We start from the raw sequence: 22,356 nt of genomic DNA, 5'->3' as shown, positions 1-22,356 counted from the left end.
GCGATGCGCGCCCGCAGGCTTTTCCCGTAAAGCTCCGGCAAAATTCAGGGTTTTCTCAGGGTGCGTTCAGCGCCACGCATCCGAACCGATTCGAACTCACCCGAATGCGTGGAGCGGTTCACTGTTTGCCGCCGTGGCTGATGGTGGTGACGAGGATTGTTCTGTCGTGCGGGTCGTTGTTGGCTATGCCGGCGACCGCGTCGGCGAGCGGCGTCGCATCCGTCATGCGGTCGTTGATTGTGAGCGTCGCCGCGAACAGCGTGCTGTCGGTCGGCGTGGCGATCGGGTTAAGCAGTGCCACTGGAATGCCCGCCTGTCTTGCGGTTGTCAGCGTGTCGTACCAGCCGTCATGGTTCACGCCGGACACGTCGATTCCCGAAATGACGATGATGCTGACCATGCGTTGCGCCATATCCTCGACCGCTTGCCGGGCGGTGTCCTGCATGTCGACCGTGCCGGCGACCGGCAGATACACCGGCCTGAGCCCGCCCGCCTCCATGGCATCCAACGCCAGGCGATCGGTCTGTTCGTCTTGGGAGCCGATCATGGCCACGTCGAGACTGTTGCGGTCCTTCATGCTGTGGGCGACCGCATCGCCTGCGGACTGCGTATCTCCCACCGCGGCATTGTTCGGCGTGCAGCCGGCCAGCATGGAGATGCCGAAGACGGCTGCAAGGAGACCGGCTGCGGCACGCCGCGCGAAACCGGTCATCGTGTGGCTTTCCTGAATAGCGCCACCGTTTCGACATGGTGGGTGGTCGGATAGATGTCGAATGCGCGAATATCGGCAAGATCGTATCCGAGCGAGGCCAATGTGGCGGTGTCGCGTGCCAGCGATGCCGGGTCACAGGCGATGTATACGACGCTTCGCGCGCCGGATTCGGCGATCTGCCTGCATACCTTCGCACGTGCGCCGGCACGCGGCGGATCAAGCACCACGATATCGGGTTTGGCCAAATCGTTGCGTACGTTGGCAAGCGTCTTGGCCACATCGCCCACACGGGCGTCGACATTGCCCAAATGGATGGCCCTCAGATTGCGTTGCGCGTGTTTGACAGCGGTCTTGCCACCTTCCACGCTCAGCATGCGCGTGCGGCCGGCGCTTAACGTGGCCAACGGCAGCGTGAACAGGCCGGAACCGGAATACAAATCCCACAGGCATGCGGAAGCGGCGCCGTCAAGCTCGCCATGCACCAAGGACATCACATGGCCGGTCAACGCGATCGGCGCGTGACGGTGCATCTGCCAGAATCCGCCGGCGTCCACACCGTATTCGAATTCACGTCCGCACACCGTCACCTTTTCGGTAAGCTCGCGATTGCCCGCCGTCACCTCGCCATCGACGAGCACGGCGTAGTTGTCGGCGATTTTGGCATTGCCGCGAGGCTCGGGAACAGACAGACGAATCTGCGATCCGGGAGTGAATCCCCCATCCCACACGTGTTCCTTCTCGGCCACGTTAAGCAACGCGCGACTGGCCAACGGCATGGTGTCGATCGGCACACGCACGTGGGTGCCGCGTCTGCGCATGGACGGTCGGCCGTTCTCGTCCGCAATCATCTCGATGCGGGTACGCCAGTGCAGCCCCTGCTCCGCCTCATCCTCGGGCATGCGCTCGATCGGCACGTCAACGTCGACATGGCCGAGACGTCTCATCTGTTCGACGATGGACATGGATTTCCATTTAAGCTGTCCGGGCAGTGAGACGTGCACCAAATCGGCACCGCCGACGCCGCCGCCCATGGCAAGCGGACCCGCCAACGGCCATACGGGTTCGACGCGGTCCTCGCTGGCTTCCAGCACTTCCGTCACTTCGCCAGTCCAAAAACGGTCCTCGCGATCATGTGGCTCGTCCAACACGACGCGTACCAGCTCGCCCGGCAACGCGAATCGCACGAACACGACGCGTCCGTCGATGTGGCCGACGCAACGGCCTTGGTCGGCATATCGTTCGATGCGGATGGTCGATTCCATCAGTGCTGTTCCTCCGTTTCGTTGTTGTCGTCCATCGCGTCGGCGTTTGGTTCGGCCAACGTCTTATGCCGATGCATAGGGGTGGCCACGATGAGGTACGACACCCAGATGGCCAACGCCCAGAACGGAATGCCCATGAGCAGACGTGCAGTGCCGAGCCAGCCGACCTGGTTGGACAGGTACAACGGCACCTGCACCACCAGTCGTAGGGAGAACACACCGATCCACAACGCGGTGATGATGGTGTACGCGCGGTTCAATGCCTTGTCGCCACGCCAATCGGCAAGCCATGCGCGCAGATGCTCGGTTGGCAGTGTCCGGATGAATTCGATCACCAAGCCAAGTCCCGGTACACGTACCATCAACGAAATGGCGAGCAGCACGATGTAGAAGGCGTTGGTCAGGAATCCGAACATGTAGTAGTTGCGCGCCTCGTGGCTGTTCCATGCCCAGATCAGGCAGATGCCGACTGCCAGAAGGCCGGAGACGGCGCCCATGACGGATTGGCGTTGGCATAGGCGGACGATCACCTGCAGTACGGCGAGGGATGCGGATACGCCGATGGTCAGATGCAGGTCGGAGGTGATGACGAACATCACCACGAACACCACGCCCGGCAGCATCGATTCGACGACGCCGCGCGGACCGCCGATCGCGTCGATGACGGAGAAATCGTCGGCATCGCCGGCGTCGGCGAGCGCGCCGAGGCCGGTTCTTTTCTTGGTTTCGGTTTCAGCCATGCGTTTGTGTTTTCGTGGTCGTCGTTCGCTCAGCGCACTTCGGAGAACATCGGTCCACGCGACAACGTGGTCTTGACCTCGACCTGCTGGTCGGAGTCAAACGGTCCCTTCGGCTGGCCTGGAATGTCCATCGTCCTGCCTGCCTGTTCGGCTTCGGCGGCTTCCTTGGCGGCCTTGCGTTCGGCCGGGGCGACCGGCGGATGCATCGGGATGAGGTCACGCGGGGCCAGCGGGTCCTCGCCGCGTTCCACGACGATGTTGGAGAAAAGCTGGTTCAGCGCCTTGGTTTCGGCGTGGTCCGGATCGGTGGCGGCTTTGCCGGAGAAGATGCCGCGCAGCATCCACCGCGGTCCGTCCACACCGACGATGCGGGTGACGACCTTGCGTCCGCCCTTGACCACGACCGGCAGTGTCAGTTCGGTGCCGAACACGCCGTCGGTCTCCTTGGCGTCTTTGTTGGCCTCAACCAGGTCGGCGCGCACGTCATCCCACAGTCCCATGGTCTTCGGCGCGGCGAAGGCTTCGATCTCCACGCTGGAGGATCCGTAGGTGATGGTGGTGCCGAGCACCTGCTGGGTGGCGCGGTTGGCCTTCACGCGCAGTTCGATGCCTTGGAGGAACGGCAGATAGTAGGCGCCCATGTCGAGGTATTCGTCATAGTCGGGCACGTTCTCGTCGTCGACGTCCCACGGACCGTGCTCATCGCCACGGCCGTCGTACTCATCGGACGGTTCCGGAAGGATGGTTTCCTGAATTCCACCGGCGGGCGCCTCAGCGGTTTCGGAGATGGCCTCATCGGCCTTGTCGTTCTCTTCGGCGGCGGCTTCAGCGGCTTCCTCGCTCTGACGCTTCTTCTTGCCGAATCCAAACAGTCCCATGATGTTCCTCATTTCATTACGGTTGCAACCGTGACTAGCCTAGCACCCATGCTTAATACGGGCTGGGAATCGGAGTGTGTCTCCCGTTGCCCGGCATTGGCCGGATGACGGCCGCAAAAACTCACACGTCGTAGGTGATGCTCAGCGGCGCATGATCCGACCATCGCAGGTCGTAGGTCGGAGCTTTGTCGATGACGAATCCGCGGGCCGTTTCGGCGAGTTCGGGTGTGGCGAACTGGTAGTCGATCCTCCAGCCGACGTTGTTGTCGAAGGCGCGGCCCCGCTGGCTCCACCAGGTGTACGGTCCTTGGATGTCTCCGCACAGGGAACGCATCACATCCACGAATTCCAACTCCCCCAGCCATTTGTCCACGTAGGCGCGTTCCTCGGGCAGGAAGCCGGCGTGCTTCTCGTTGGCTTTCGCGTTCTTGATGTCGAGCGGCGTGTGCGCGATGTTGAAATCGCCGCACAATACCGCCTGCTTGCCGCCGTGCGCCGCTTCATCGCGCAGTTGCCCCATACGTACCAGCATGGTGTCGAGGAAACGGTATTTCTGCTTCATTTTCTCCGGATCGTCGGTGTTGCCGGCGTGCACGTACACGCATACGACAGTGACGGTGTACCCTTGCGGGGTCTTCACATCCGCTTCGATCCAACGGCCGGAATCGACGTCCTCGGCAAGTCCCGGCAGTCCGTAGCGTTTGTCGATGACGGGCAGCGCGGAGAGCAGACCGACGCCGGCGCGTCCCTTGATACGGCAGATCTCGTTCATGCGATCAAGCCCGCTTTGGTCGGCGATGCGTCCGGCGGTCGCGTATTCGAAGCCGAATTCGTCGAAGATGGGGTCGATTTCGTTTTGCGGGGCGCGTACTTCCTGCATGCACCACACGTCCGGCGTGTTCTTCGCGGCCCATTGCTCGATGCCTTTGCGTTTCGCCGCGCGGATTCCATTCACATTCGATGTCGTGATTGTGATCGTCATAGCGCCTTAGCCTAGCCGGAATACAAGAAAACCTCCCTTGTGGGAAGGGAGGTTTTCCAGATGGCTGACGCGATCAGTCGAGTCCGAGCTGCAGCTTGCCGCCTGGGATGGCGTCCAGCAGGTCGCGGGTGTACTGCTTCTTCGGATGGTCGAAGACCTCGTCGGTGGTGGCATGCTCCACCAGCTTGCCGTGCTGCATCACCACGACCTCATCGGCGATCTGACGCACCACCGCCAGATCATGGGTGATGAACAGGTAGCTCAGTCCCTTTTCCGCCTGCAGGTCGTTGAGCAGGCGAAGCACCTGGTCCTGCACCAGCACGTCCAATGCGGAGACGGCCTCGTCGCAGACGATCACATCCGGATCGAGGGCCATGGCGCGCGCGATGGCGATGCGCTGCCTTTGGCCGCCGGAAAGCTCGTTCGGATAACGGCTCATCACCGATTCCGGCAGTTCCACCATGTCGATGAGCTCGCGCACACGCTTGGCACGGCTCTTCTTGTCTCCGATGCCGTGGATGCGCAGCGGCTCCTCGATGGACCGGTAGATGGAGTACATGGGGTCGAGCGATCCGTACGGGTTCTGGAACACCGGCTGCACATGACGTCGGAAGTCAAGCAACTCCTTGCCCTTGAATCCGGAGATGTCTTTGCCGTCGTAGGTGACGGTGCCGGCGGTCGGCTCAAGCAGTTTCAGCACCATGTTGGCCACGGTGGATTTGCCGGAACCGGATTCGCCGACGATGGCCAATGTGGTGCCCTTCTTGATGGAGAAGCTCACATCGTCGACCGCCTTGAACATCTCCTTCTTGCGCGGCAGTTTGAATTCCTTGGTCAGGTGATCCACCGTGATGATGGCTTCGCCCTTCTTCAGGGAATCCTCGTTCACCGCGTGCTCCATGACCGCGGTGGCGTCGCCGCCATGTTCCTTGACGGAGATGATGCGCTGCGATGCCAAGGACGGCGCAGCTGCGACCAGACGCTTGGTGTACGGATGCTGCGGATGCTGCAGCACTTCCAGTGAAGGACCGGATTCCACGACCTGGCCCTTGTACATGACCACGATATGCTGGGCGCGTTCCGCGGCCAGACCGAGATCGTGGGTGATGAACAGCACCGCGGTTCCCAGGGAATCGGTCAGCATGTGCAGATGGTCGAGGATCTTCTTCTGCACGGTCACGTCAAGCGCGGAGGTCGGCTCGTCGGCGATGAGCAGTTCCGGACGGCAGGCCAGACCGATGGCGATCAGCGCACGCTGACGCATGCCGCCGGAGAATTCGTGCGGGAACTGGCGGGCACGGGTGGCGGCGTCAGGCAGACCGGCCTCGGACAGCAGACCGGCGATGCGGTCGTCCATGGTGGAGCCGACCACATACTTCTTGGCGATGTACCATGCGTCATCGTCCTTCACCCCGGCTTTGATCAGGCCATCGGCCACACGCCAGCGGGTTTCGGATCCCGGAACCCATTCCTCGGCGAACCGGGCCATGATCTTGTCAAGCTCGTCACCGCTCTTGCCGATCTTGACAAGAGCCTCCTTGGCCGCGGCGATCAGATCAGGCAGTTCCTTGGAACCAAGGAAGGTCTCATCGTCATTGCCCTTGAGCTCCACTTCGTCACCGGCCAGGGCCTTGGCGAATTCGGAACGCTTTTCGTGGTCGATGTCCATGTTGTTGGCCACCAACGCTTCCTTGACCTGGGTGCCGATGCGCCACACCGGGTTCAGGTTGCTCATCGGATCCTGCGGGACAAGACCCATCTTGCTACCACGGAGCTTGTCGAAATCCTTCTGCTTGAAGCCGGAGATCTCCTGGCCATCAAGCTTGATGGAGCCGCCGACCACATGGCCGGTTCCCGGAAGCAGGCCAAGCACGGCCATGGCGGAAGTGGATTTGCCGGAACCGGATTCGCCGACGATGGCCACCCACTGGCCGGGATACACGCTGAAGGACGAGTTGCGCACGGCATGCACGGCCTTGCCTTCATCGGTGGTGAAGTCGACCTGGAGGTTCTTGACCTCCAACAGCGGCCCGTGGGCGCGCTGCATGGCCTCGAGGTTGTTCTCGGTATTCATTTCAGTCATCGAATATCCCTTCACTTACACTCAGGCCGTACGGCTCTTCGGATCGAGCGCGTCCTTGACGGCGTCGCCCATCATGATGAATGCCAGCACGGTGATGGCCAGCGCGGCGGACGGGTAGAACAGCACCATCGGGTCAGTACGCAGGATGGACTGCGCGTTGGAGATGTCTCCGCCCCAGCTGACCGTGGTGGTGGGCAGGCCGACGCCCAGGAAGCTCAGTGTGGCCTCGAGCACGATGTAGGTGGCCAGCGAGGTGGTGCCGACCACGATGATCGGAGCCAGCGAATTCGGCAGGATGTGGCGGAACAGGTTGCGGATCGGGGTGGATCCCAGAGCGGTGGACGCCGTGTTGAATTCAAGGTTCTTGGCTTCCATCACAGCACCTCGCGCGATTCGTGCCACGGAGGTCCAGCCAAACAGCGTCATCACCAGAATGATCTTCCAGATGGAGCTGCTCGTCTTGAACATCTGGAGCACCACGATGGCGCCAAGCAGAATCGGCAGCGCGAGGAAGATATCGGTCAGTCGGCTCAGCACGGCGTCGACCCATCCTCCGAAGAAGCCGGCGATTGCGCCGATCAGCGTTCCGAGCAGCACCACCAGCAGTGTGGCGAACACGCCGACGCTCAGCGAGGTGCGGGTGCCGTAGACCACACGGGAGTATACGTCGCAACCTTGCAGGTCGAAGCCGAACGGATGGCCTGAGGAAGCCGGCTCAAGGGAATTGTCGAGCGTGCAGTAGTTCGGGTTCTGCTTGGTCAACACGCTCGGGAACAGCGCCACGAACACGATGAAGATGATCAGCAGTCCGGAGATGATGAACAGCGGGTTCTTACGCAGGGTTCGCCATGCGTCGGCCCACATGTTCGAAGCCGGTGCGGATTCGTCCATCGAGTCGACGGCCTTCAGGGGCGTCTCATCGAGCGGTGCCACATAGCGTTCCTGTCCCGGAAGCACGGTGGAAGGATTGGTCTCATTCATTTCGGTCATTTCTTGTTCCCTCCCTCGACTCACGCGTAACGGATTCGCGGATCAAGCGCGGCGTACAGCATGTCGACCAGCAGATTGCAAACCACGAAGATCAGCATGAGCAGCGTCACGATGGACACCACCAGGTTGCCTTCTCCCTTAAGGATGCTCTGATAGGTCAGGTAGCCGATGCCATGCACGTTGAAGATGGTTTCGGAGATCATCGCGCCGCCCATCAGTGCGCCAAGATCCTGGCCCAGATAGGTGACGACGGGGATCATGGAGTTGCGCAGCACGTGGCGCAGCATGACGGATTTGTTGCCCATGCCCTTGGCGCGCGCGGTGCGCACATAGTCGAGGGCGATGTTGGACGAAATCTCCGTACGGCTCAGACGGATGATGTACGCCATCGATACCGAGCCAAGCACCATGGCCGGCATCAGCAGATCAAGGAATCCTGGATTCGCTCCGGCGGTGACCGGCAGCAGATGCCACTTCACACCGAGGAAGTACTGGCAGAGGAAGCCGGTGACGAAGGTCGGCACGGAGATGAGCAGCAGGGAGAAGATCAGGATGACGGTATCGCACCACTTGCCCTTCTTCAGGCCGGAGATCACACCGAAGATCACGCCGAAAACCGCTTCGAACACGAAGGCCATCAGGGCGAGCTTGATGGTCACAGGGAAGGCGCGGCCGATCACGTCGATGACAAGCTGTCCGGAGAAGGTCTTGCCGAAGTCGAGGGTCAGCGCGTTCTTCAGGAACAGCAGATACTGGACGATGAACGGCTTGTCCAGATTGTATTCGGCACGGATCTGGGCCGCGACCGCTTCGTTGACCGGCTTGTCGCCGAACATCGCCTTGACCGGGTCGCCCGGCAACGCGAACACCAGGGCATACACCAGAAGCGTCGTGCCGAGAACCACAGGGATCATCTGCAGAATGCGTCGCAGAAGATACTTGCCCATTGGTTTCTCCTTTTGATTACTCACTCGTTCGCCAGCCGTTTGCGGCTTCGTCCCCTACGCTCACGCGTATAGGACATGAGGCCCGGGGCGGCCGGCGCTTGCCCCGTTACGTATCAGTGATACTGCACCACAGTGCTTTATATTGCAGTTTCATGAAAGACAGCTGAAAATATACCCCACGCGCGGACATCTTCTGTTGATGTCGCATGTCCAGCCGTCATGGACCTCCGATGGAAGCCCCGTTTATTACGCGGAAAGGAAGGAACGGATATTCGAATCCGTTCCTTCCTTCATGTCGATCCTACGAAATCAAAATCAGAGAACGGCTCACTTGCCGGACTTGGTCATGTTCTCGTAGACCGGCAGGTTCTGCCAGTTCATCTCGAAGCCGGAGACACCGGTCGAGGCCACACCATAGGCATTGGCGTAGTACAGCGGAACGGCCGGCAGGTCGTTGAGCAGCACTTCCTGTGCCTGCTGGTACAGCTTGTTGGCGTCTGCGACGGACTTGGAGGCAGCGGCCTTGTCGCACAGCGCATCGAACTCCGGGTTCTTGTAGTCGCCATCGTTGGAGCCGTTGCCATCGGCAGCGGCGGAGGCGAAGTTCTGCACCAGGTAGTTTTCGGCGGACGGGTAATCCGGCTGCCAGCCGCTACGGAACGCGCCGTTCACCTTGCGGTCGGACACGGCGGTGCGGAAATCGTTGAAGGTCGGGTACGGGTTGGTGGCGGCCACGCCGGCGCCCAGCACGTTGTTGATGGAGTTGACCACGGCGGTGTAGATGACTTCGTGGCCACCATCGGCGTTGTAGGCGAAGGTGAACTTGTCATCGGAGGTCCACGGGCTGATGGCGTTGGCCTTCGCCCACAGTTCCTTGGCCTTCTTCTCGTTGTACTTCAGGTTGCCGGAGCCCTTGAGGGAATCGGAGTAGCCCGGGGTCAGCGGGGAGGTGAAGTCGGCGGCCGGGGTGCCGGTGCCGTTGAGCACCTTCTTGCAGATGTTCTCGCGGTTGATGGCCATGGAGACGGCCTGGCGACGCAGGGTGCCTTCCTCGGTGTCGGCTTCGAAGTGCTTCAGCTTGGCCGGGATGGTGAACTGCTGGATGACGGAGCCGGCCTTGTTGTAGGCCTGTACGGTGGAGTCCTTCTGGAAGGTCTTGGTGGCGGAGGCCGGGACGGACTCCATCACGTCGAGGGAACCGGACTGGATGTCGGCGTAGGCGGCCTCATCCTTGGTGTAGACCTTGAAGGTCACGCCGTCGTTCTTGGCGACGCGGTTGCCCTTGTAGTCGGGGTTCTTCACCAGCACGATCTGGTTGTCGTGGTCCCAGGACTGGAACTTGTACGGGCCGTTGCCGACCGGCTTCTCGCCGAAGGCCTTCGGATCCTTGAAGAAGGATTCCGGCAACGGAGCGAATGCGGTGTAGCCGACCTTGATGGCGAACACGGAGTCGGAACGGTTCAGGTCGACGGTGAATTCATGGTCGTTGACGACCTTCAGGCCCTCGAGCTGTTCGTCGCCCTTGAGCTTGTCTCCATCCTGGAGCTTGTCGTAGCCCTTGATGGTGGAGAAGAAGGAGGAGCCGAGCTGTGCGTTCTTGGCGTTGGCCGTGTAGCTCCATGCCTTGGTGAAGGATTCGGCGGTCACCGGGGTGCCGTCGGTGAACTTCCAACCATCCTTGAGCTTGATGGTGTACTGGGTGGCGTCATCGTTGGACTTGATGGACTCCGCCACTTCGTTGGAGGCGTTGCCCTTGGCGTCGAAGGAAATCAGACGTGCGAACAGCAGGTCGAGCGGCTTGCCGCCGCCGGTCTCGTTGCAGTCGCCTGGGATGAGCGGGTTCTGCGGTTCGGAATTGTATGCGGTGATGACGTTGGAACCCTTGTCAGCGGTGGAGTCACCGTTGGAAGAGCCGCAACCGCTGAGCAGCATGCCGAATGCGCATGCGGCCGCAGCGAAAGCCAGAGCTTTCTTCTTCATGGAATTCATATTCTCCTTATCCATTATTTCCAGAGCCGTAAGACCCTGTTCAAAAAGAAGGCGGGCGTCAATACCGTGGCATCAACGTCCGTCTTCGTTCTGATGGTGGGTTCATTATCACTCGATTGAGGGACAACCGCTCCATATCCGAGGGAGGCCCATGCAAAATAGCCAAATCAAAACTCATCATCTGATAAAACAATCCGTTTTTCCCTCTTATCGCCGGAACAACTTATCCGCATCGTGCGTATGGACGGACGCGGACATATCCGTTCGCTGTCAGCGTACTTTGCCAATCCGCGTCACGCCCGTGGAAACGCCTGCCCGTATCGTGCCTTCAACTGTTCGATGGACACGTGTGTGTAACGTTGTGTGGTCTTCAGCGAGGAATGCCCCAGCATCTCCTGCACCTCACGCAGGTCCGCTCCCCCGTCGAGCATATGGGTCGCCGCACTGTGGCGCAACGCATGCGGACTGATGTCAGGCACGCCGGCCTCCCGTGCCCGGTCGTGCACCACCTTGCGCACCATACGTTGACCGATCCGCCCGCCCTGCGATCCCAAAAAGAACGCGTCGTCCGACATGTCACCGCATAGTACGGGACGGCCATGTTCCAGCCAATCACGCAAGGCCTTGTCGGCTGGTGCACCGAATGGCATGACACGCTGCTTGTCGCCTTTGCCGGTCACTTTCACCGTGCGGTTGCCGAATGTCACGTCGGCCACGTCGAGTCCGACCAGTTCCGCCACACGCATGCCGGTGGCATAGAGCAGTTCCAGCATGGCCGCGTCACGCAGCGCGATCGCCTGTTTTTTCATATTCGGTTCCTGCGATCGCGCCTCCATGCCGTCCTCATCAACGCGGTCCATCAGCTGCTGCGCCTGCGTTTCGTTCAATACCGCCGGCAGCGTATCGGGGATTTTCGGCGTCTGCAACGAAGCCGCCGGGTTGGCGGACGCCATGTCATGGTCGTACGCCCATGCGAAGAATCCACGCACGGCGACGGTTTTGCGCGCCATGCTGCTGCGTGCGTGATTTTTGGACGATTCGGCCATCCACAGGCGCAAATCCTCGATGGTCACCTCATTCAGATCCACGCAACCCTGTTTCCGCAACGCCACCAAGCATTCCTCGACATCGCTGCGGTACGCCCTGCGGGTGTTTGCGCTCAACCCTCGGTTGGCTTTCAGATAGGCGTCGAATCCGTCCAACGCATCATCGAAACACATGCAAACCACCTTCCGGTTCGTCTGAAATGAACAGACACCACGCAGACACCGTATAAATGCCATTCCGCAGCGCGATCGAATGTCATCTCACGCGATGGCACGATTCCATTATGTCCCCATACCGATAGACTGATGACGATTAGGCATCCTACGAACAGGCGGTATTATGACTCGTCATTCCATTCATGACGTACAGCATCCGACAGCCGAAAACCCCGATGATGGGATTGTGGCCCGCGCCATCGACCTGACCAAGGTCTACGGCTCAAAAGACAACGAAGTGATGGCGTTGGATCATGTGAATGTGGAATTCAAGCGCGGTGAAATGACCGCCATCATGGGCCCTTCCGGTTCCGGCAAGTCCACGCTCATGCATTGCATGGCCGGGCTCGACACCCCTTCGTCCGGCAAGGTGATCGTGGAGGGACTCGAGGTCTCCTCCATGAACCAGAAGCAGTTGACGGACCTGCGCCGCGAGCAGATTGGCTTCATCTTCCAATCGTTCAATCTGGTGCCGACGCTGTCCGCCGAGGAGAACATCCTGCTGCCGTTGCAGATCGCGAAACGTCCGATCGACCGCGAATGGTTCAACCAGGTGGTCAAGGTGGTCGGTCTCGAAAAGCGTCTTACCCACCGTCCAAGCCAGCTGTCCGGCGGCCAGCAGCAGCGCGTGGCCTGCGCCCGCGCCATCATGGCACGACCGTCCGTGATCTTCGCCGACGAGCCGACCGGCAACCTCGACTCGCGTTCCAGCCGTGAAGTGCTTGGCTTCCTGCGCGATTCGGTACGCGACTACGGCCAGTCGATCGTCATGGTCACCCACGATCCGCGTGCGGCCTCCTTCGCGGACCGTGTGCTGGTGCTCGCCGACGGCAACATCACCCGCGACATGCAGCATCCGACGTACAACGAGATTCTTGAGGTGTTCGCCGGCGACGACGACATCGACGATGTTTCCAAGTACGCCGCCTCCACCGCCGTTCCGACCGTGACGGAGGACTCGCAGGCATGATTCGCATAGGATTGCGCGACGCGCGCAGCCATTTCGGCCGTTTCATCATGTCGATCGTGGCCATCGCGCTCGGCGTGAGTTTCGTGGTCGGCTCGTTCTGTTTCCGCGAAATGCTCAACAACCAGGTTTCACAGATGATGTCCACCAATGCGGACCATGACGTGTACGTGCGCGGTTCGCAGGAGAAGAAAAAAGATTCGTCGGCGATGTCGATGGGATCGACGAAAAGCTACAACGATGTCGACGTCGATCTGGCGGGTACGATAGCCAAGGTCGACGGTGTTTCCTCGGCACGCGTCGTGCACATGCTGTCCGGCGTGGTGCTGCTCGACAAGCATGGCGATGCGGTGACCACCATGGGGTCTCCGACGCTCGCCATAGGCATGGGCAAGTCGTCGCCGTGGCGGTCCGCCAAGTTCACGACCGGCACGTGGCCGAAGAACGGCGATGAGATCGCCCTTCATTCCTTCGCCGCCGAACAGTCGGGTCTGAAGGTCGGCGATAAGACGAAAATCGTCTATCCGGACGGCGCTCATAAGGTGACCGTCAGCGGCATCTTCACCACCGATGCCAGCCAGGCAGGCGCCATCATCATCGCCATCGATCCCGTAACGGCCAAGGAACAGGCGAACAAGCAATCGGACGATCCGGACAAGACTGCGTTGATCAGCGTCTACGGCAATAAGACCATGCCGCTTGACGACAACGCGCAGCAGCAGCTGGCGGACCGTATCAACAAGGCGCTGCCGAGATCGGCGAAGGCGCATGCCATCACCGGTGACGAATACCGTGACGAATCAACCAAATCCACGCAGGACGCGCTCGGCTTCATCCAACCGCTTATTCTGATTTTCGCGGTGATCGCATTGTTTGTCGGCTCGTTCATCATCGCCAACACGTTCTCCATGATCGTGCGCGAGTCGATGCGCGGCTATGCGCTGCTGCGTTCCATCGGCGCTTCTCCCCTGCAAGTGTTCTCCACGGTGATCGTGCAAGCTCTGTTGCTGGGCCTGGTAGGTTCGCTCGCAGGCATCGGGCTCGGCTGGGGCATGGTCAAACTCATCGCATCCGGTTTGGCGAATATGGGTATGCCATTGACCGGCGCCACCAATCCGACCGTTTCCGACATGCTCGTCGGCCTTGTGGTCGGCATTGTGGTGACGTTGATCGGTGCGGCCCTGCCGGCGCGAAATGCGGCGCTTGCCCCGCCGATTCAGGCGATGAACGAAACCGTCAATCCGGAAAAGCCTGTCCTCGCACGTGGCATCCTCGGCACCGTCATGGTGCTGTTGGGCTTCCTGAGCTGGGGTTTCACCTACGCTTTGGCCGCCGCGGATGGTGACGGCGGTCCGACGCCGTGGAAGGCGCTCAACAGTATCGCTGTCGGCTGGCCGCTCGGTATTGGCGCGGCGCTGGCCGTGATCGGCGTGATTGTGGCGGGACCGGCATACGTGTCCACCGCGGGCGCGGTGCTCGGCTGGCTGCCATCGAAGGTCTTCACCGTGACTGGGCGTCTCGCGCAACGTAACATTTCTCGTTCGAAACGTCGCACGTCCAACACCGCAGCCGCCCTGTTCGTGGGAGTGGCGATTGTCAGCTGTCTGGGCGTGGTGGCCACATCGGCGAAGGCTTCGGTCAATTCGCTGGTGGATACCGGGCTCAAAGCCGATTTCGCCGTATCTTCGGCTTCGGCCGGGCAGATTCCCGACCAGGCCATCAAAGACATCAAAAAGGTCGATGGCGTGAATCATGTGGTGTCGAACCGTGTGGTGCTTGGTGTGAAATATGACGGCAAAGCCATCAACGGGTTCACGTTCGCCACACAGCCGGAGCTGTTCACCAAGATCTTCGCCGCCGAAACCACCGAAGGTGATGCCGCTGCCGCGTTGAAGGATGGCAAGCTGCTCGTCGGCAAGACCATTGCCGACGATCGTGGATGGCATGTGGGTCAGAAGGTCAAGGCCACGGCCGAGAACATCGTGGTAGACAAGGAGGCCACAGCCAAGGCGCAGGCCGATTACCAGGCCAAGGTGCAGGCGCATGTGCAGGAATTGCAGTCGCAGGCCCAGCAATTGGCCGCATCCGGCGACTTGGCAGGAGCGCAGGCCAAGGCTTCGGAAATCGAACAGTACACGAACGACGCCAAGAACGTCGATCCGAAAACGCTGGTCAAGACGAAGAAGGTCACCACCGGAAAGACGCTGACCATCGGCGCGATCGTGTCGAATTCCGTATACCGCGATTTCGCGATCGTCAACGACGATTTGGCCGAGCAGATCGGCAACAAGCAGACCATGTTCGTCATGCAGGCGTTCGTCACGGACAAGCGGGGCGCCGACACGGCCCAAGTCAAGAAGGCCCTGAAGAAAACAATCAAGAAATACTACACAATCGTCGTGTTCGATCGTGACGAGTACAAGTCCACGATGAGTTCGATGATCGATCAGATGCTCATGGTCCTGTACGCGTTGCTGGCTTTGTCCATCATCATCGCCATTTTCGGCATCGTGAACACGCTGGCGTTGAGCGTGTCGGAACGCACCAAGGAGATTGGTCTGCTCCGTGCCATCGGCACGTCACGTGGCCAGGTGCGTGGCATGCTTGGCATCGAAGCGGCGATCATCTCCGTGTTCGGCACGGTGTTGGGTTTGGTCGTCGGCGTCGCCGCGGGAGTGGTGATTCGTGCGGTCTACGCGTCCGAAGGTTTGGAGACGCTGGCGATTCCGTGGTTGCAGCTGCTCGTGTTCCTGCTGCTGTCGATTGTGGTCGGTCTGGTGTCCAGCATCTCCCCCGCCTCCCGCGCGTTGAAGCAGCCGGTCCTTGACGCCGTGGCGAGCGAGTGAGACAGTTGGAGCGGAACATCGAAAGGAGGCAGCAATGCCTATTCCCAATGAGATTCCAGTAGGAGCGCGCATCGTGGTGCGCACCTTGGAAGGCGTCGATCCCACCGATCATCGTATGAAGTTCCGCGATTACGTAGGCCACGTACGTTCGTGGGACGGTCAGAAACTGGAGATGACGCGCGATGCGGCGGCGAACGGCTCACGTCCCGAGCAGCGTGTCACGATTCCCGCCGACGAAATCGTGACGATCAAGCCGGTGCCGGAACGTTCCATGACTCGGCCACGTCCGTAGTCGCATACCTCCCCCTACCGCGCGCAAAGACAAGAGCGCCGCAATCGCACTGATTTTCTGCGATTGCGGCGCTTTTGCATAGCGATGGCGTCAGTCGTCAGACCACGGAACGCGCCTGCGCGATCGCGGTACGCTCGCCGTCGAATCGCACGATATGCTCGCCTCTGCGGGCGGATTCCAGCAGCGTGCGCTGCCAATCGTTTTCGGGAATCGACAGTTCGACCGTCGCGCAATGTTCGGCGTACTCCGGCTGCCTGCTGGCGGCCTTGTAGTCGCGGAACGGTTGGCCTTGGGCGAAGAAACGGTCCATTTGCTTCACGTCGCCTTCCGTGGGGCGCACGCCGGTATCGGCCATGTCATGCAGCACGTTGGCCACCAACGTCAATCGGTTGGCCATGTTGCGTAGCAAAGTCTCCACGTTGGCCGCGTCCTCCTCCACCATGGCACGTGTGCGGTTCGGATCGGTCAGCGCCACGCGCGTCATGTCACGCCAGGACCCGGCTGCGAGCGCGGCCGCGATGTTGCGGTTCGGGTTGGCCACCAGCTCGTTGATCATGGCGGTGGCGATGACGTGAGGCATATGTGAGATGAGCGCGGCGCAACGGTCATGGGTGGCGTCGTCAAGTACGATGAGCCGGTTGCCGCAACGGTTCACGATCATGTCGGCCACGGCGCGGAACCGGCGGTATTCGGTGTGTTCGTCGACGGTGATGGCCCAGAGCGCGTCGTCATAGAGTGTCGGGTCGGATGCCTCCCAGCCGGACAGTTCGTTTCCGGCCATCGGGTGTGCTCCGACGTAGCAGCCGTCAAGACCAATGGCTTTGACTTGGTCGCGGACCATGCCTTTGACGCTGCCCACGTCGGTGAGCGTGGTTGTTTCCGTGTCGATCAATGGTTTCAATGCGCCGAGGATTTCGGGCATGGCCTTGAGCGGGTTGCACAGTACGAGCACGTTCGGTTTGGTTTCGGCGAGTGCCGCCAAGGTGGGTTTGCAGATGATGCCGTCGGCTTCGGCGGTGGCGTAGGGGCGGTCGTTGTGGTTCCATGCGGTCACTTCGCAGCCGGCGTTGACGAGTCGGCGTGCCAGTGATCCTCCGATAAGGCCGAGTCCTACGATTGCGATGCGTGGCTTCACCACATCAGCTCCCTTCTGACGGTTTCGTCGTTCTGCCAATCGTCCGGCAGGTGGCTGTCGTCAAGTCGTACGCCGCCTTGCGGCAGCATCCATGAGGTGACGGGCGGGTTGGGGCGTTCCCTGCGAGGGTAGACGGCGAGTGTTTTGGCCCAGTCGCCATGTTCTGCGATTTCCACAAGCGCGTCGCGGAAACGTTCCTCCCAAGGGGCGGCGTCGAGGGTGACGATGAAGCTGTATGTGCCGGTGCGTCCTTTGATGGGCCGTGAGATGAAGCTGGTCATGTTCAGTCCCGCGTCACGGAACACGTCGAGCAGGTTGGCGAGCACGCCTGGGCCGGTGACGAGCGGGATGAGCGTCAATACCGATTCGTATTCGACGTTAGCTTCGGCGCGTGGTTTGGCGAGCAGCCGTGCGACTTCGGCGCGTGGCGCGAGCACGAGGAAGTCGGTGGCGGCTCCTTGGTAATCCTGGATGGCGGTGCCGATGCGGGTGATGTCGTACAGTTCGCCGCAGATGGCGGGACCGAAGGCGATTTCACCTGGGATAAGGTCCCGGCAGGCCGCCGCGTTGGATGTGGCCGGCTGTGTGGAGAGCCGATGTTCGGCGATGAATCGTTTGCATTGCGCGAGACCGTGCGGATGGGCGGTGGCGATGCGCGCTTCGGCTGGATCGGCTCCTTGCGCCACGTATGCGTCGAATTCGACGTTCACACCGACGCGTGCGAATCCGACAAGGTCCTTCGCGTCGATCAGGGCGTCGAGGTTGGGGACCACGTACCCTTCGACGTTGTTCTCCCAGGCCACGATTCCCCAGCCGTCGCCGTGCTGTGCGGCGTCAAGAATCTGCGGCACATCGTCCATGGGCATCAGGTCGAAGCCTTGCGGTTCGAGCCGTGCCAACTCTTGGGCGGCATTGACGGCCGCCTGATGGGTGAAGGTGCCTTGTGGCCCCAGATAGAACAGCTTGCGTGCGCTCATTGCCGCCTGTGCCTCCTTGTTGCGGGTCATCCTAAGCACCTTAGCGCATTCGCGAGGCTGTGGAGGGGTCTAGTCCACCGGTTGGGCGGTGTCATGGTCCGGTTCAGACGATTCGTTCTGGTCATATTCCGTGGAGTCATCCTCAGTGCGCGGCGGCATCGTGAACCAGCTTTTGGGCAGCGCCAGCATGATCAATGGAATCAGCACCACGCCGTATAGCCAGAAATAGCCGGCGTTGTTGCTGAAATACGGCAACGTCGCCGTCTCGCCGAATCCGACGGGAATCATGGCGTCCCCGCCCGGACCGTAACCGGCCATGACGGTCCAGACCACCAGTGACGAACTGATCAGATGCAATGCGAGGCCCGATACGCCATCACGTGAACGCGCCGACCATGTCGAGATGATGACCAGAGCATATGCGATCACAAGACCGTAGGGAATATTCGCCGACGCGCCCATGCGGTGCGCCATCGTGCCGATCACGCCGACGACGGCACCGGCGAGCAGGTCAACCAAAAACCGCGCCCATACCGGTAGACGATGCGACCACGGCAGCAGCCTGCGGTCGATGCCGTCCTGTGATTGCGATTGCGGTTCCGGCTGTGTTTCCTGCGTGCGTTGCGTCATGTCTTCCACTATGCCCTACGTTCCTTACAAAACAGCAAGAAAGGCAAGAGATACGCGGAAAACCGCCGACATCTCTTGCCTTTCTTAAGCGTTTAGCGCACTAGCGGAACACACTACCGTGCCCGCGAAGCGCCAAAACAATGCGAAGAATCACTTGTTATTCTGAGCGTTGTTCTGGCGACGCTGCTTGGCGCGCCACTTGTACCAATCCTCACGGCTCAGAATGATCTTGCGCACGCGGATGGATTCCGGGGTGACTTCCACGCACTCGTCCTCGTTGGCAAAGTCCAGGGACTCTTCGAGGCTCATCTTGATCGGCGGGGTCAGGGTTTCCAGCACGTCTGCGGTGGCGGAACGCATGTTGGTCATGTGCTTGGCCAGCGTGATGTTCACATCCAGCTCGTCCGGCTTGTTGTTGATGCCGACGACCTGGCCCTCGTACACCGGGGACTGCGGCTCGACGAAGAAGTTGCCACGTGCCTGCAGACGCTGCATGGCGTACGGAGTGGCGATGCCCTGACGGTCGCAGACCATGGAGCCGTTCTGGCGGGTCACGATCTGGCCGGCCCACGGAGCGTAGCCAGCGGAGATGGAGGAGGCGATGCCGGTGCCGCGGGTGGCGGACAGCAACGCGGTGCGGAAACCGATCAGACCACGGGAGGGCACGGTGAACTGCAGACGGACCCAGCCGGTGCCGTGGTTGGTCATGTTGTCCATGCGGCCCTTGCGGTCGGCGAGCAGCTGGGTGACGGCGCCCATGTACTCTTCCGGCACGTCGATGGTGGTGTTTTCCATCGGCTCGTTGACCACGCCGTCGATGGTCTTGGTGACCACCTGCGGACGGCCGACGGTCAGCTCGAAGCCTTCACGGCGCATCTGCTCGGCAAGCACGGCCAGTGCGAGTTCGCCACGGCCCTGCACTTCCCAAGCGTCCGGACGGTCAGTCGGCAGCACCTTGATGGACACGTTGCCGATGAGCTCGCGATCGAGGCGGTCCTTGATCATGCGGGCGGTGAGCTTGTGGTCCTTGCCTTCGGTGCCGGCAAGCGGGGAATCGTTGATGCCGAAGGTCATGGAGATGGCCGGGTCGTCAACGTGGATAAGCGGCAGCGGACGCGGATCGTCCGGGTCGACGATGGTCTCGCCGATCATGATGTCGTTCACGCCGGCGACGGCGACGATGTCGCCAGGGCCTGCGGATTCGACCGGGGTGCGCTCCAGGCCCTGCGTACGCAGCAGCTCGGACACGCGGAAGTTCTCGATGGAGCCGTCCACACGGGACAGACCGTAGGTCTTGCCCTTCTCAAGGGTGCCGTTGTAGATGCGGACCAGACCGAGTCGGCCGAGGAAGTCGGAGGAGTCGATGTTGGCGACGTGGGCCTGCAGCGGCGCGCCTTCCTCGTATTCCGGAGCCGGAATGTTCTTGATGATGGCCTCGAACAGCGGCTCGAGGTTGTCGTTGTCCGGCAGGCCGCCGTTTTCCGGCTGGTTTTCGGAAGCGTAACCGGCCTTGGCGGCGCAGTAGATGACCGGAAGGTCGAAGAGGGAATCCTCATCGAGGTCGATGCCTTCCTCGATGACGTCCTGGGCCAGGCCGAGCAGCAGGTCGGAGGATTCGCCGACGACTTCGGAGATTCGGGCGTCCGGGCGGTCGGTCTTGTTCACGCACAGGATGACCGGAAGCTTGGCTTCGAGGGCCTTGCGCAGCACGAAACGGGTCTGCGGCAGCGGGCCTTCGGAAGCGTCGACGAGCAGCACGACGCCATCGACCATGGAGATGCCACGTTCCACTTCGCCACCGAAATCGGCGTGGCCAGGGGTGTCGATGATGTTGAGGGTGATGCCTTCCGGATGGCCGTACTTGGCGGCCAGCGGGCCGGTGTACTGCACCGCGGTGTTCTTGGCGAGGATGGTGATGCCCTTCTCGCGTTCCAGATCGTTGGAATCCATCACACGGTCCGGGACTTCCTCACGCTCGTTGAACACGTGGGACTGGGCCAGCATCGCGTTGACCAGGGTGGTCTTACCGTGATCGACGTGTGCCACAATCGCTACATTTCGGATATCGCCGCGAACCGCCATCGAAACCTCTCTTAGTGTTGCTGTTTTCTTACGTAAACGTTCGGTACGTACATGCTATCGGTACTTAAAAATCCGTACTTACACACAAACCGAGCCAATTCTAGCGAAGCATTACGACACATGAAAAACGGCGGACCTGTCAGATCATGCCGACAGGCCCGCCGTCAATCACGCGAAGAGGCGCGCGGACCTTAATCCTCAAGCTCCTTGCCAGTGCGTTCAGGCAGGCACAGGGCCGCCACGCAGGCGAGAATGAACGCCACGGCGAAAACGATGAACGCCACGGCCTTGTTGCCACCGGACAAGGTCAGGAACCATGGCATCAGCAGTGGCGCGATGATCGCGGCCACACGACCGCAAGCCGCGGCGGCACCGGAGGCGGCGCCGCGCAGACGTGTCGGATAGATTTCCGGAGTCACCGCGTACAACACGCCCCAAGCGCCAAGGTTGGACGCGGACAGCAGCATGCCGAAGCCCAGCACAGCGGCCACGGAACCGGCTTGGGAGAAGGCGAACGCTGCCACGGCGGACACGGCGAGGAACACGCTCAGGGTCTTCCTGCGGCCCCAGATCTCCACCAGCCATGCCGCGAGGAAGTAGCCGGGCAGCTGTGCGATGGCGATGGCGAGCGTGTAGCCGAACGACTTGGTCAGCGAGCCGAACTGGTCGGCCAGTAGAGACGGCATCCACGTGAACGCGCCGTAGTAGGAGAAGTTCACGAAGAACCATGTGGCCCAGATGGCTGCGGTGCGCGCAAGATACTTCTTGCCGAACAGCTCGCGGGTTTTGATCTTCGGCAGCGGCTCGCCCTTCGGGGATGCGACCGGTTCGACGCCTCCGGCCTGTTCGAAGTAGCGCACGGCCTGCTCGGCCTCATCCTCACGTCCCTTGGATTCGAGGAATCGCACGGACTCAGGGATATGAATGCGCGTCACGATGGCGTACAGCAGCGGCAATGCTCCGATGAGCAGCGCCCAGCGCCATCCCCAATCGCCGGTGTTCGGAATGACGAAATAGCCGATGCAGGCGGCGATGATCCAGCCGATTGCCCAGAAGGATTCCAGCAGCACCGTCATACGGCCGCGTTGTTTGGTCGGAGAGAATTCCGAGACCAATGTGGAGGCGACCGGCAGCTCGGCGCCCAGGCCGAGGCCGATGACCAGTCGAGCGATCAGCAGAGCCGCCAGCGACCATGACAACGCCATACCGCCATTGGCCAGACCGAAAATCACCAGCGTCGCGGAGAAGACCGTCTTGCGGCCAACGCGGTCGGCCACGAAGCCGCCAAGCGCGGCGCCGATCGCCATTCCGACGAAACCGATGGACAGCACCCAGCTTTTCTCGGTCGGCGTCAGATTGAAATGCGGATCGGCCGCGATGGCGGCCACGACGAACGACACCAGACCAACGTCCATCGCGTCGAACGCCCATCCAATACCCGAAGCCACCAACAGCTTCCTGTGCGCCTTGTTGAACGGCAGTCGGTCAAGACGCTCGTTGCGAGTCAGCGAGACCTCTCCCCCGACGGTTTGTTGCGATGCGGACATCAACACCCCTTTATCATTGTTTTCCTATTGTGTCG

The 22,356-nt window shown here is 61.0% G+C and carries 18 protein-coding genes; 3 read left to right on the top strand and 15 right to left on the bottom strand.

The window, feature by feature from the left end:
* Positions 1 to 118 precede the first annotated feature (118 nt).
* The 10 genes from KSX58_RS02555 to KSX58_RS02510 form a co-directional block, all read right to left on the bottom strand.
* A complete protein-coding gene (locus KSX58_RS02555) occupies positions 119 to 712 on the bottom strand; it encodes a sugar ABC transporter substrate-binding protein (protein ID WP_039775405.1) in 594 nt (197 codons plus the stop codon).
* Positions 709 to 1,974: a class I SAM-dependent RNA methyltransferase gene (locus tag KSX58_RS02550; protein ID WP_085380414.1), complete on the bottom strand. Its 1,266-nt coding sequence runs from the start codon at positions 1,972 to 1,974 to the stop codon at positions 709 to 711. Before KSX58_RS02550 ends, KSX58_RS02555 begins: the two co-directional genes overlap by 4 nt.
* On the bottom strand, positions 1,974 to 2,714 hold the full coding sequence (locus KSX58_RS02545; protein WP_085380415.1) for a DUF3159 domain-containing protein: 741 nt from the start codon (positions 2,712 to 2,714) through the stop codon (positions 1,974 to 1,976). The genes KSX58_RS02550 and KSX58_RS02545 overlap by 1 nt, the downstream gene beginning before the upstream one ends.
* 29 nt (positions 2,715 to 2,743) lie before the next feature.
* Positions 2,744 to 3,592, bottom strand: coding sequence for a DUF3710 domain-containing protein (locus KSX58_RS02540; protein WP_011743413.1), 849 nt, complete (start codon positions 3,590 to 3,592; stop codon positions 2,744 to 2,746).
* Between the two features lie 121 nt (positions 3,593 to 3,713).
* Positions 3,714 to 4,574, bottom strand: a complete 861-nt coding sequence (locus KSX58_RS02535) for an exodeoxyribonuclease III (RefSeq protein WP_003810666.1) — start codon at positions 4,572 to 4,574, stop codon at positions 3,714 to 3,716.
* A gap of 73 nt (positions 4,575 to 4,647) precedes the next feature.
* The gene (locus tag KSX58_RS02530; protein WP_039775414.1) at positions 4,648 to 6,657 is read right to left on the bottom strand and encodes an ABC transporter ATP-binding protein; all 2,010 of its coding nucleotides are present in this window, start codon (positions 6,655 to 6,657) and stop codon (positions 4,648 to 4,650) included.
* Between the two features lie 21 nt (positions 6,658 to 6,678).
* Entirely contained in the window at positions 6,679 to 7,647 is a 969-nt protein-coding gene (locus KSX58_RS02525; RefSeq protein WP_003810669.1) for an ABC transporter permease, read from the bottom strand.
* Between the two features lie 20 nt (positions 7,648 to 7,667).
* Positions 7,668 to 8,594, bottom strand: a complete 927-nt coding sequence (locus KSX58_RS02520) for an ABC transporter permease (protein ID WP_070122475.1) — start codon at positions 8,592 to 8,594, stop codon at positions 7,668 to 7,670.
* Positions 8,595 to 8,921: 327 nt separating this feature from the next.
* The gene (locus tag KSX58_RS02515; protein ID WP_039776239.1) at positions 8,922 to 10,574 is read right to left on the bottom strand and encodes an ABC transporter substrate-binding protein; all 1,653 of its coding nucleotides are present in this window, start codon (positions 10,572 to 10,574) and stop codon (positions 8,922 to 8,924) included.
* 302 nt (positions 10,575 to 10,876) lie between these two features.
* The gene (locus KSX58_RS02510; RefSeq protein WP_035010681.1) at positions 10,877 to 11,803 is read right to left on the bottom strand and encodes a tyrosine recombinase XerC; all 927 of its coding nucleotides are present in this window, start codon (positions 11,801 to 11,803) and stop codon (positions 10,877 to 10,879) included.
* Between the two features lie 166 nt (positions 11,804 to 11,969).
* Here KSX58_RS02510 and KSX58_RS02505 point away from each other — a divergent pair, with 166 nt between their 5' ends.
* From KSX58_RS02505 to KSX58_RS02495, 3 genes are read left to right on the top strand one after another with little or no spacing between them, the layout of a single operon-like run.
* Positions 11,970 to 12,815: an ABC transporter ATP-binding protein gene (locus KSX58_RS02505; protein ID WP_085380999.1), complete on the top strand. Its 846-nt coding sequence runs from the start codon at positions 11,970 to 11,972 to the stop codon at positions 12,813 to 12,815.
* Positions 12,812 to 15,658: an ABC transporter permease gene (locus KSX58_RS02500; RefSeq protein ID WP_198051544.1), complete on the top strand. Its 2,847-nt coding sequence runs from the start codon at positions 12,812 to 12,814 to the stop codon at positions 15,656 to 15,658. Before KSX58_RS02505 ends, KSX58_RS02500 begins: the two co-directional genes overlap by 4 nt.
* 34 nt (positions 15,659 to 15,692) lie before the next feature.
* The gene (locus tag KSX58_RS02495) at positions 15,693 to 15,950 is read left to right on the top strand and encodes a DUF6725 family protein (RefSeq protein WP_021913854.1); all 258 of its coding nucleotides are present in this window, start codon (positions 15,693 to 15,695) and stop codon (positions 15,948 to 15,950) included.
* A 97-nt stretch (positions 15,951 to 16,047) separates the two neighbouring features.
* Here the strand turns inward: KSX58_RS02495 and KSX58_RS02490 are convergent, their stop codons facing one another.
* The 5 genes from KSX58_RS02490 to KSX58_RS02470 all read right to left on the bottom strand — a co-directional run bounded on the left by KSX58_RS02490 (position 16,048) and on the right by KSX58_RS02470 (position 22,321).
* The gene (locus tag KSX58_RS02490) at positions 16,048 to 17,085 is read right to left on the bottom strand and encodes a prephenate dehydrogenase/arogenate dehydrogenase family protein (RefSeq protein ID WP_113736385.1); all 1,038 of its coding nucleotides are present in this window, start codon (positions 17,083 to 17,085) and stop codon (positions 16,048 to 16,050) included.
* Positions 17,082 to 18,062, bottom strand: a complete 981-nt coding sequence (locus KSX58_RS02485) for a prephenate dehydratase domain-containing protein (protein ID WP_033499758.1) — start codon at positions 18,060 to 18,062, stop codon at positions 17,082 to 17,084. Before KSX58_RS02485 ends, KSX58_RS02490 begins: the two co-directional genes overlap by 4 nt.
* Positions 18,063 to 18,131: 69 nt before the next feature.
* Positions 18,132 to 18,692 carry a hypothetical protein gene (locus tag KSX58_RS02480; RefSeq protein ID WP_011743422.1) on the bottom strand — a complete coding sequence of 187 codons (561 nt, stop codon included), beginning with the start codon at positions 18,690 to 18,692 and terminating at the stop codon, positions 18,132 to 18,134.
* Between the two features lie 150 nt (positions 18,693 to 18,842).
* On the bottom strand, positions 18,843 to 20,774 hold the full coding sequence (typA, locus tag KSX58_RS02475) for a translational GTPase TypA (protein ID WP_039775427.1): 1,932 nt from the start codon (positions 20,772 to 20,774) through the stop codon (positions 18,843 to 18,845).
* Positions 20,775 to 20,965: 191 nt separating this feature from the next.
* The gene (locus KSX58_RS02470; RefSeq protein ID WP_011743423.1) at positions 20,966 to 22,321 is read right to left on the bottom strand and encodes an MFS transporter; all 1,356 of its coding nucleotides are present in this window, start codon (positions 22,319 to 22,321) and stop codon (positions 20,966 to 20,968) included.
* Between the last annotated feature and the right edge of the window lie 35 nt (positions 22,322 to 22,356).

Origin of the sequence: Bifidobacterium sp. MSK.17.10 (assembly GCF_019129655.1) — a bacterium.
In the GTDB taxonomy this organism is placed as follows: domain Bacteria; phylum Actinomycetota; class Actinomycetes; order Actinomycetales; family Bifidobacteriaceae; genus Bifidobacterium; species Bifidobacterium adolescentis.
This window is presented reverse-complemented; position numbering and strand designations above follow the sequence as displayed.

Bases quoted from the DNA above. Each gene is read 5' to 3' on its own strand.
- KSX58_RS02485 (WP_033499758.1), bottom strand. From the start codon at position 18,062: ATGAGCGCACGCAAGCTGTTCTATCTGGGGCCACAAGGCACCTTCACC.
- KSX58_RS02495 (WP_021913854.1), top strand. From the start codon at position 15,693: ATGCCTATTCCCAATGAGATTCCAGTAGGAGCGCGCATCGTGGTGCGC.
- KSX58_RS02480 (WP_011743422.1), bottom strand. From the start codon at position 18,692: ATGACGCAACGCACGCAGGAAACACAGCCGGAACCGCAATCGCAATCA.
- KSX58_RS02555 (WP_039775405.1), bottom strand. From the start codon at position 712: ATGACCGGTTTCGCGCGGCGTGCCGCAGCCGGTCTCCTTGCAGCCGTC.
- typA (WP_039775427.1), bottom strand. From the start codon at position 20,774: ATGGCGGTTCGCGGCGATATCCGAAATGTAGCGATTGTGGCACACGTC.
- KSX58_RS02505 (WP_085380999.1), top strand. From the start codon at position 11,970: ATGACTCGTCATTCCATTCATGACGTACAGCATCCGACAGCCGAAAAC.
- KSX58_RS02510 (WP_035010681.1), bottom strand. From the start codon at position 11,803: ATGTGTTTCGATGATGCGTTGGACGGATTCGACGCCTATCTGAAAGCC.
- KSX58_RS02520 (WP_070122475.1), bottom strand. From the start codon at position 8,594: ATGGGCAAGTATCTTCTGCGACGCATTCTGCAGATGATCCCTGTGGTT.
- KSX58_RS02470 (WP_011743423.1), bottom strand. From the start codon at position 22,321: ATGTCCGCATCGCAACAAACCGTCGGGGGAGAGGTCTCGCTGACTCGC.
- KSX58_RS02525 (WP_003810669.1), bottom strand. From the start codon at position 7,647: ATGACCGAAATGAATGAGACCAATCCTTCCACCGTGCTTCCGGGACAG.
- KSX58_RS02515 (WP_039776239.1), bottom strand. From the start codon at position 10,574: ATGAAGAAGAAAGCTCTGGCTTTCGCTGCGGCCGCATGCGCATTCGGC.
- KSX58_RS02545 (WP_085380415.1), bottom strand. From the start codon at position 2,714: ATGGCTGAAACCGAAACCAAGAAAAGAACCGGCCTCGGCGCGCTCGCC.
- KSX58_RS02540 (WP_011743413.1), bottom strand. From the start codon at position 3,592: ATGGGACTGTTTGGATTCGGCAAGAAGAAGCGTCAGAGCGAGGAAGCC.
- KSX58_RS02550 (WP_085380414.1), bottom strand. From the start codon at position 1,974: ATGGAATCGACCATCCGCATCGAACGATATGCCGACCAAGGCCGTTGC.
- KSX58_RS02500 (WP_198051544.1), top strand. From the start codon at position 12,812: ATGATTCGCATAGGATTGCGCGACGCGCGCAGCCATTTCGGCCGTTTC.
- KSX58_RS02530 (WP_039775414.1), bottom strand. From the start codon at position 6,657: ATGACTGAAATGAATACCGAGAACAACCTCGAGGCCATGCAGCGCGCC.
- KSX58_RS02535 (WP_003810666.1), bottom strand. From the start codon at position 4,574: ATGACGATCACAATCACGACATCGAATGTGAATGGAATCCGCGCGGCG.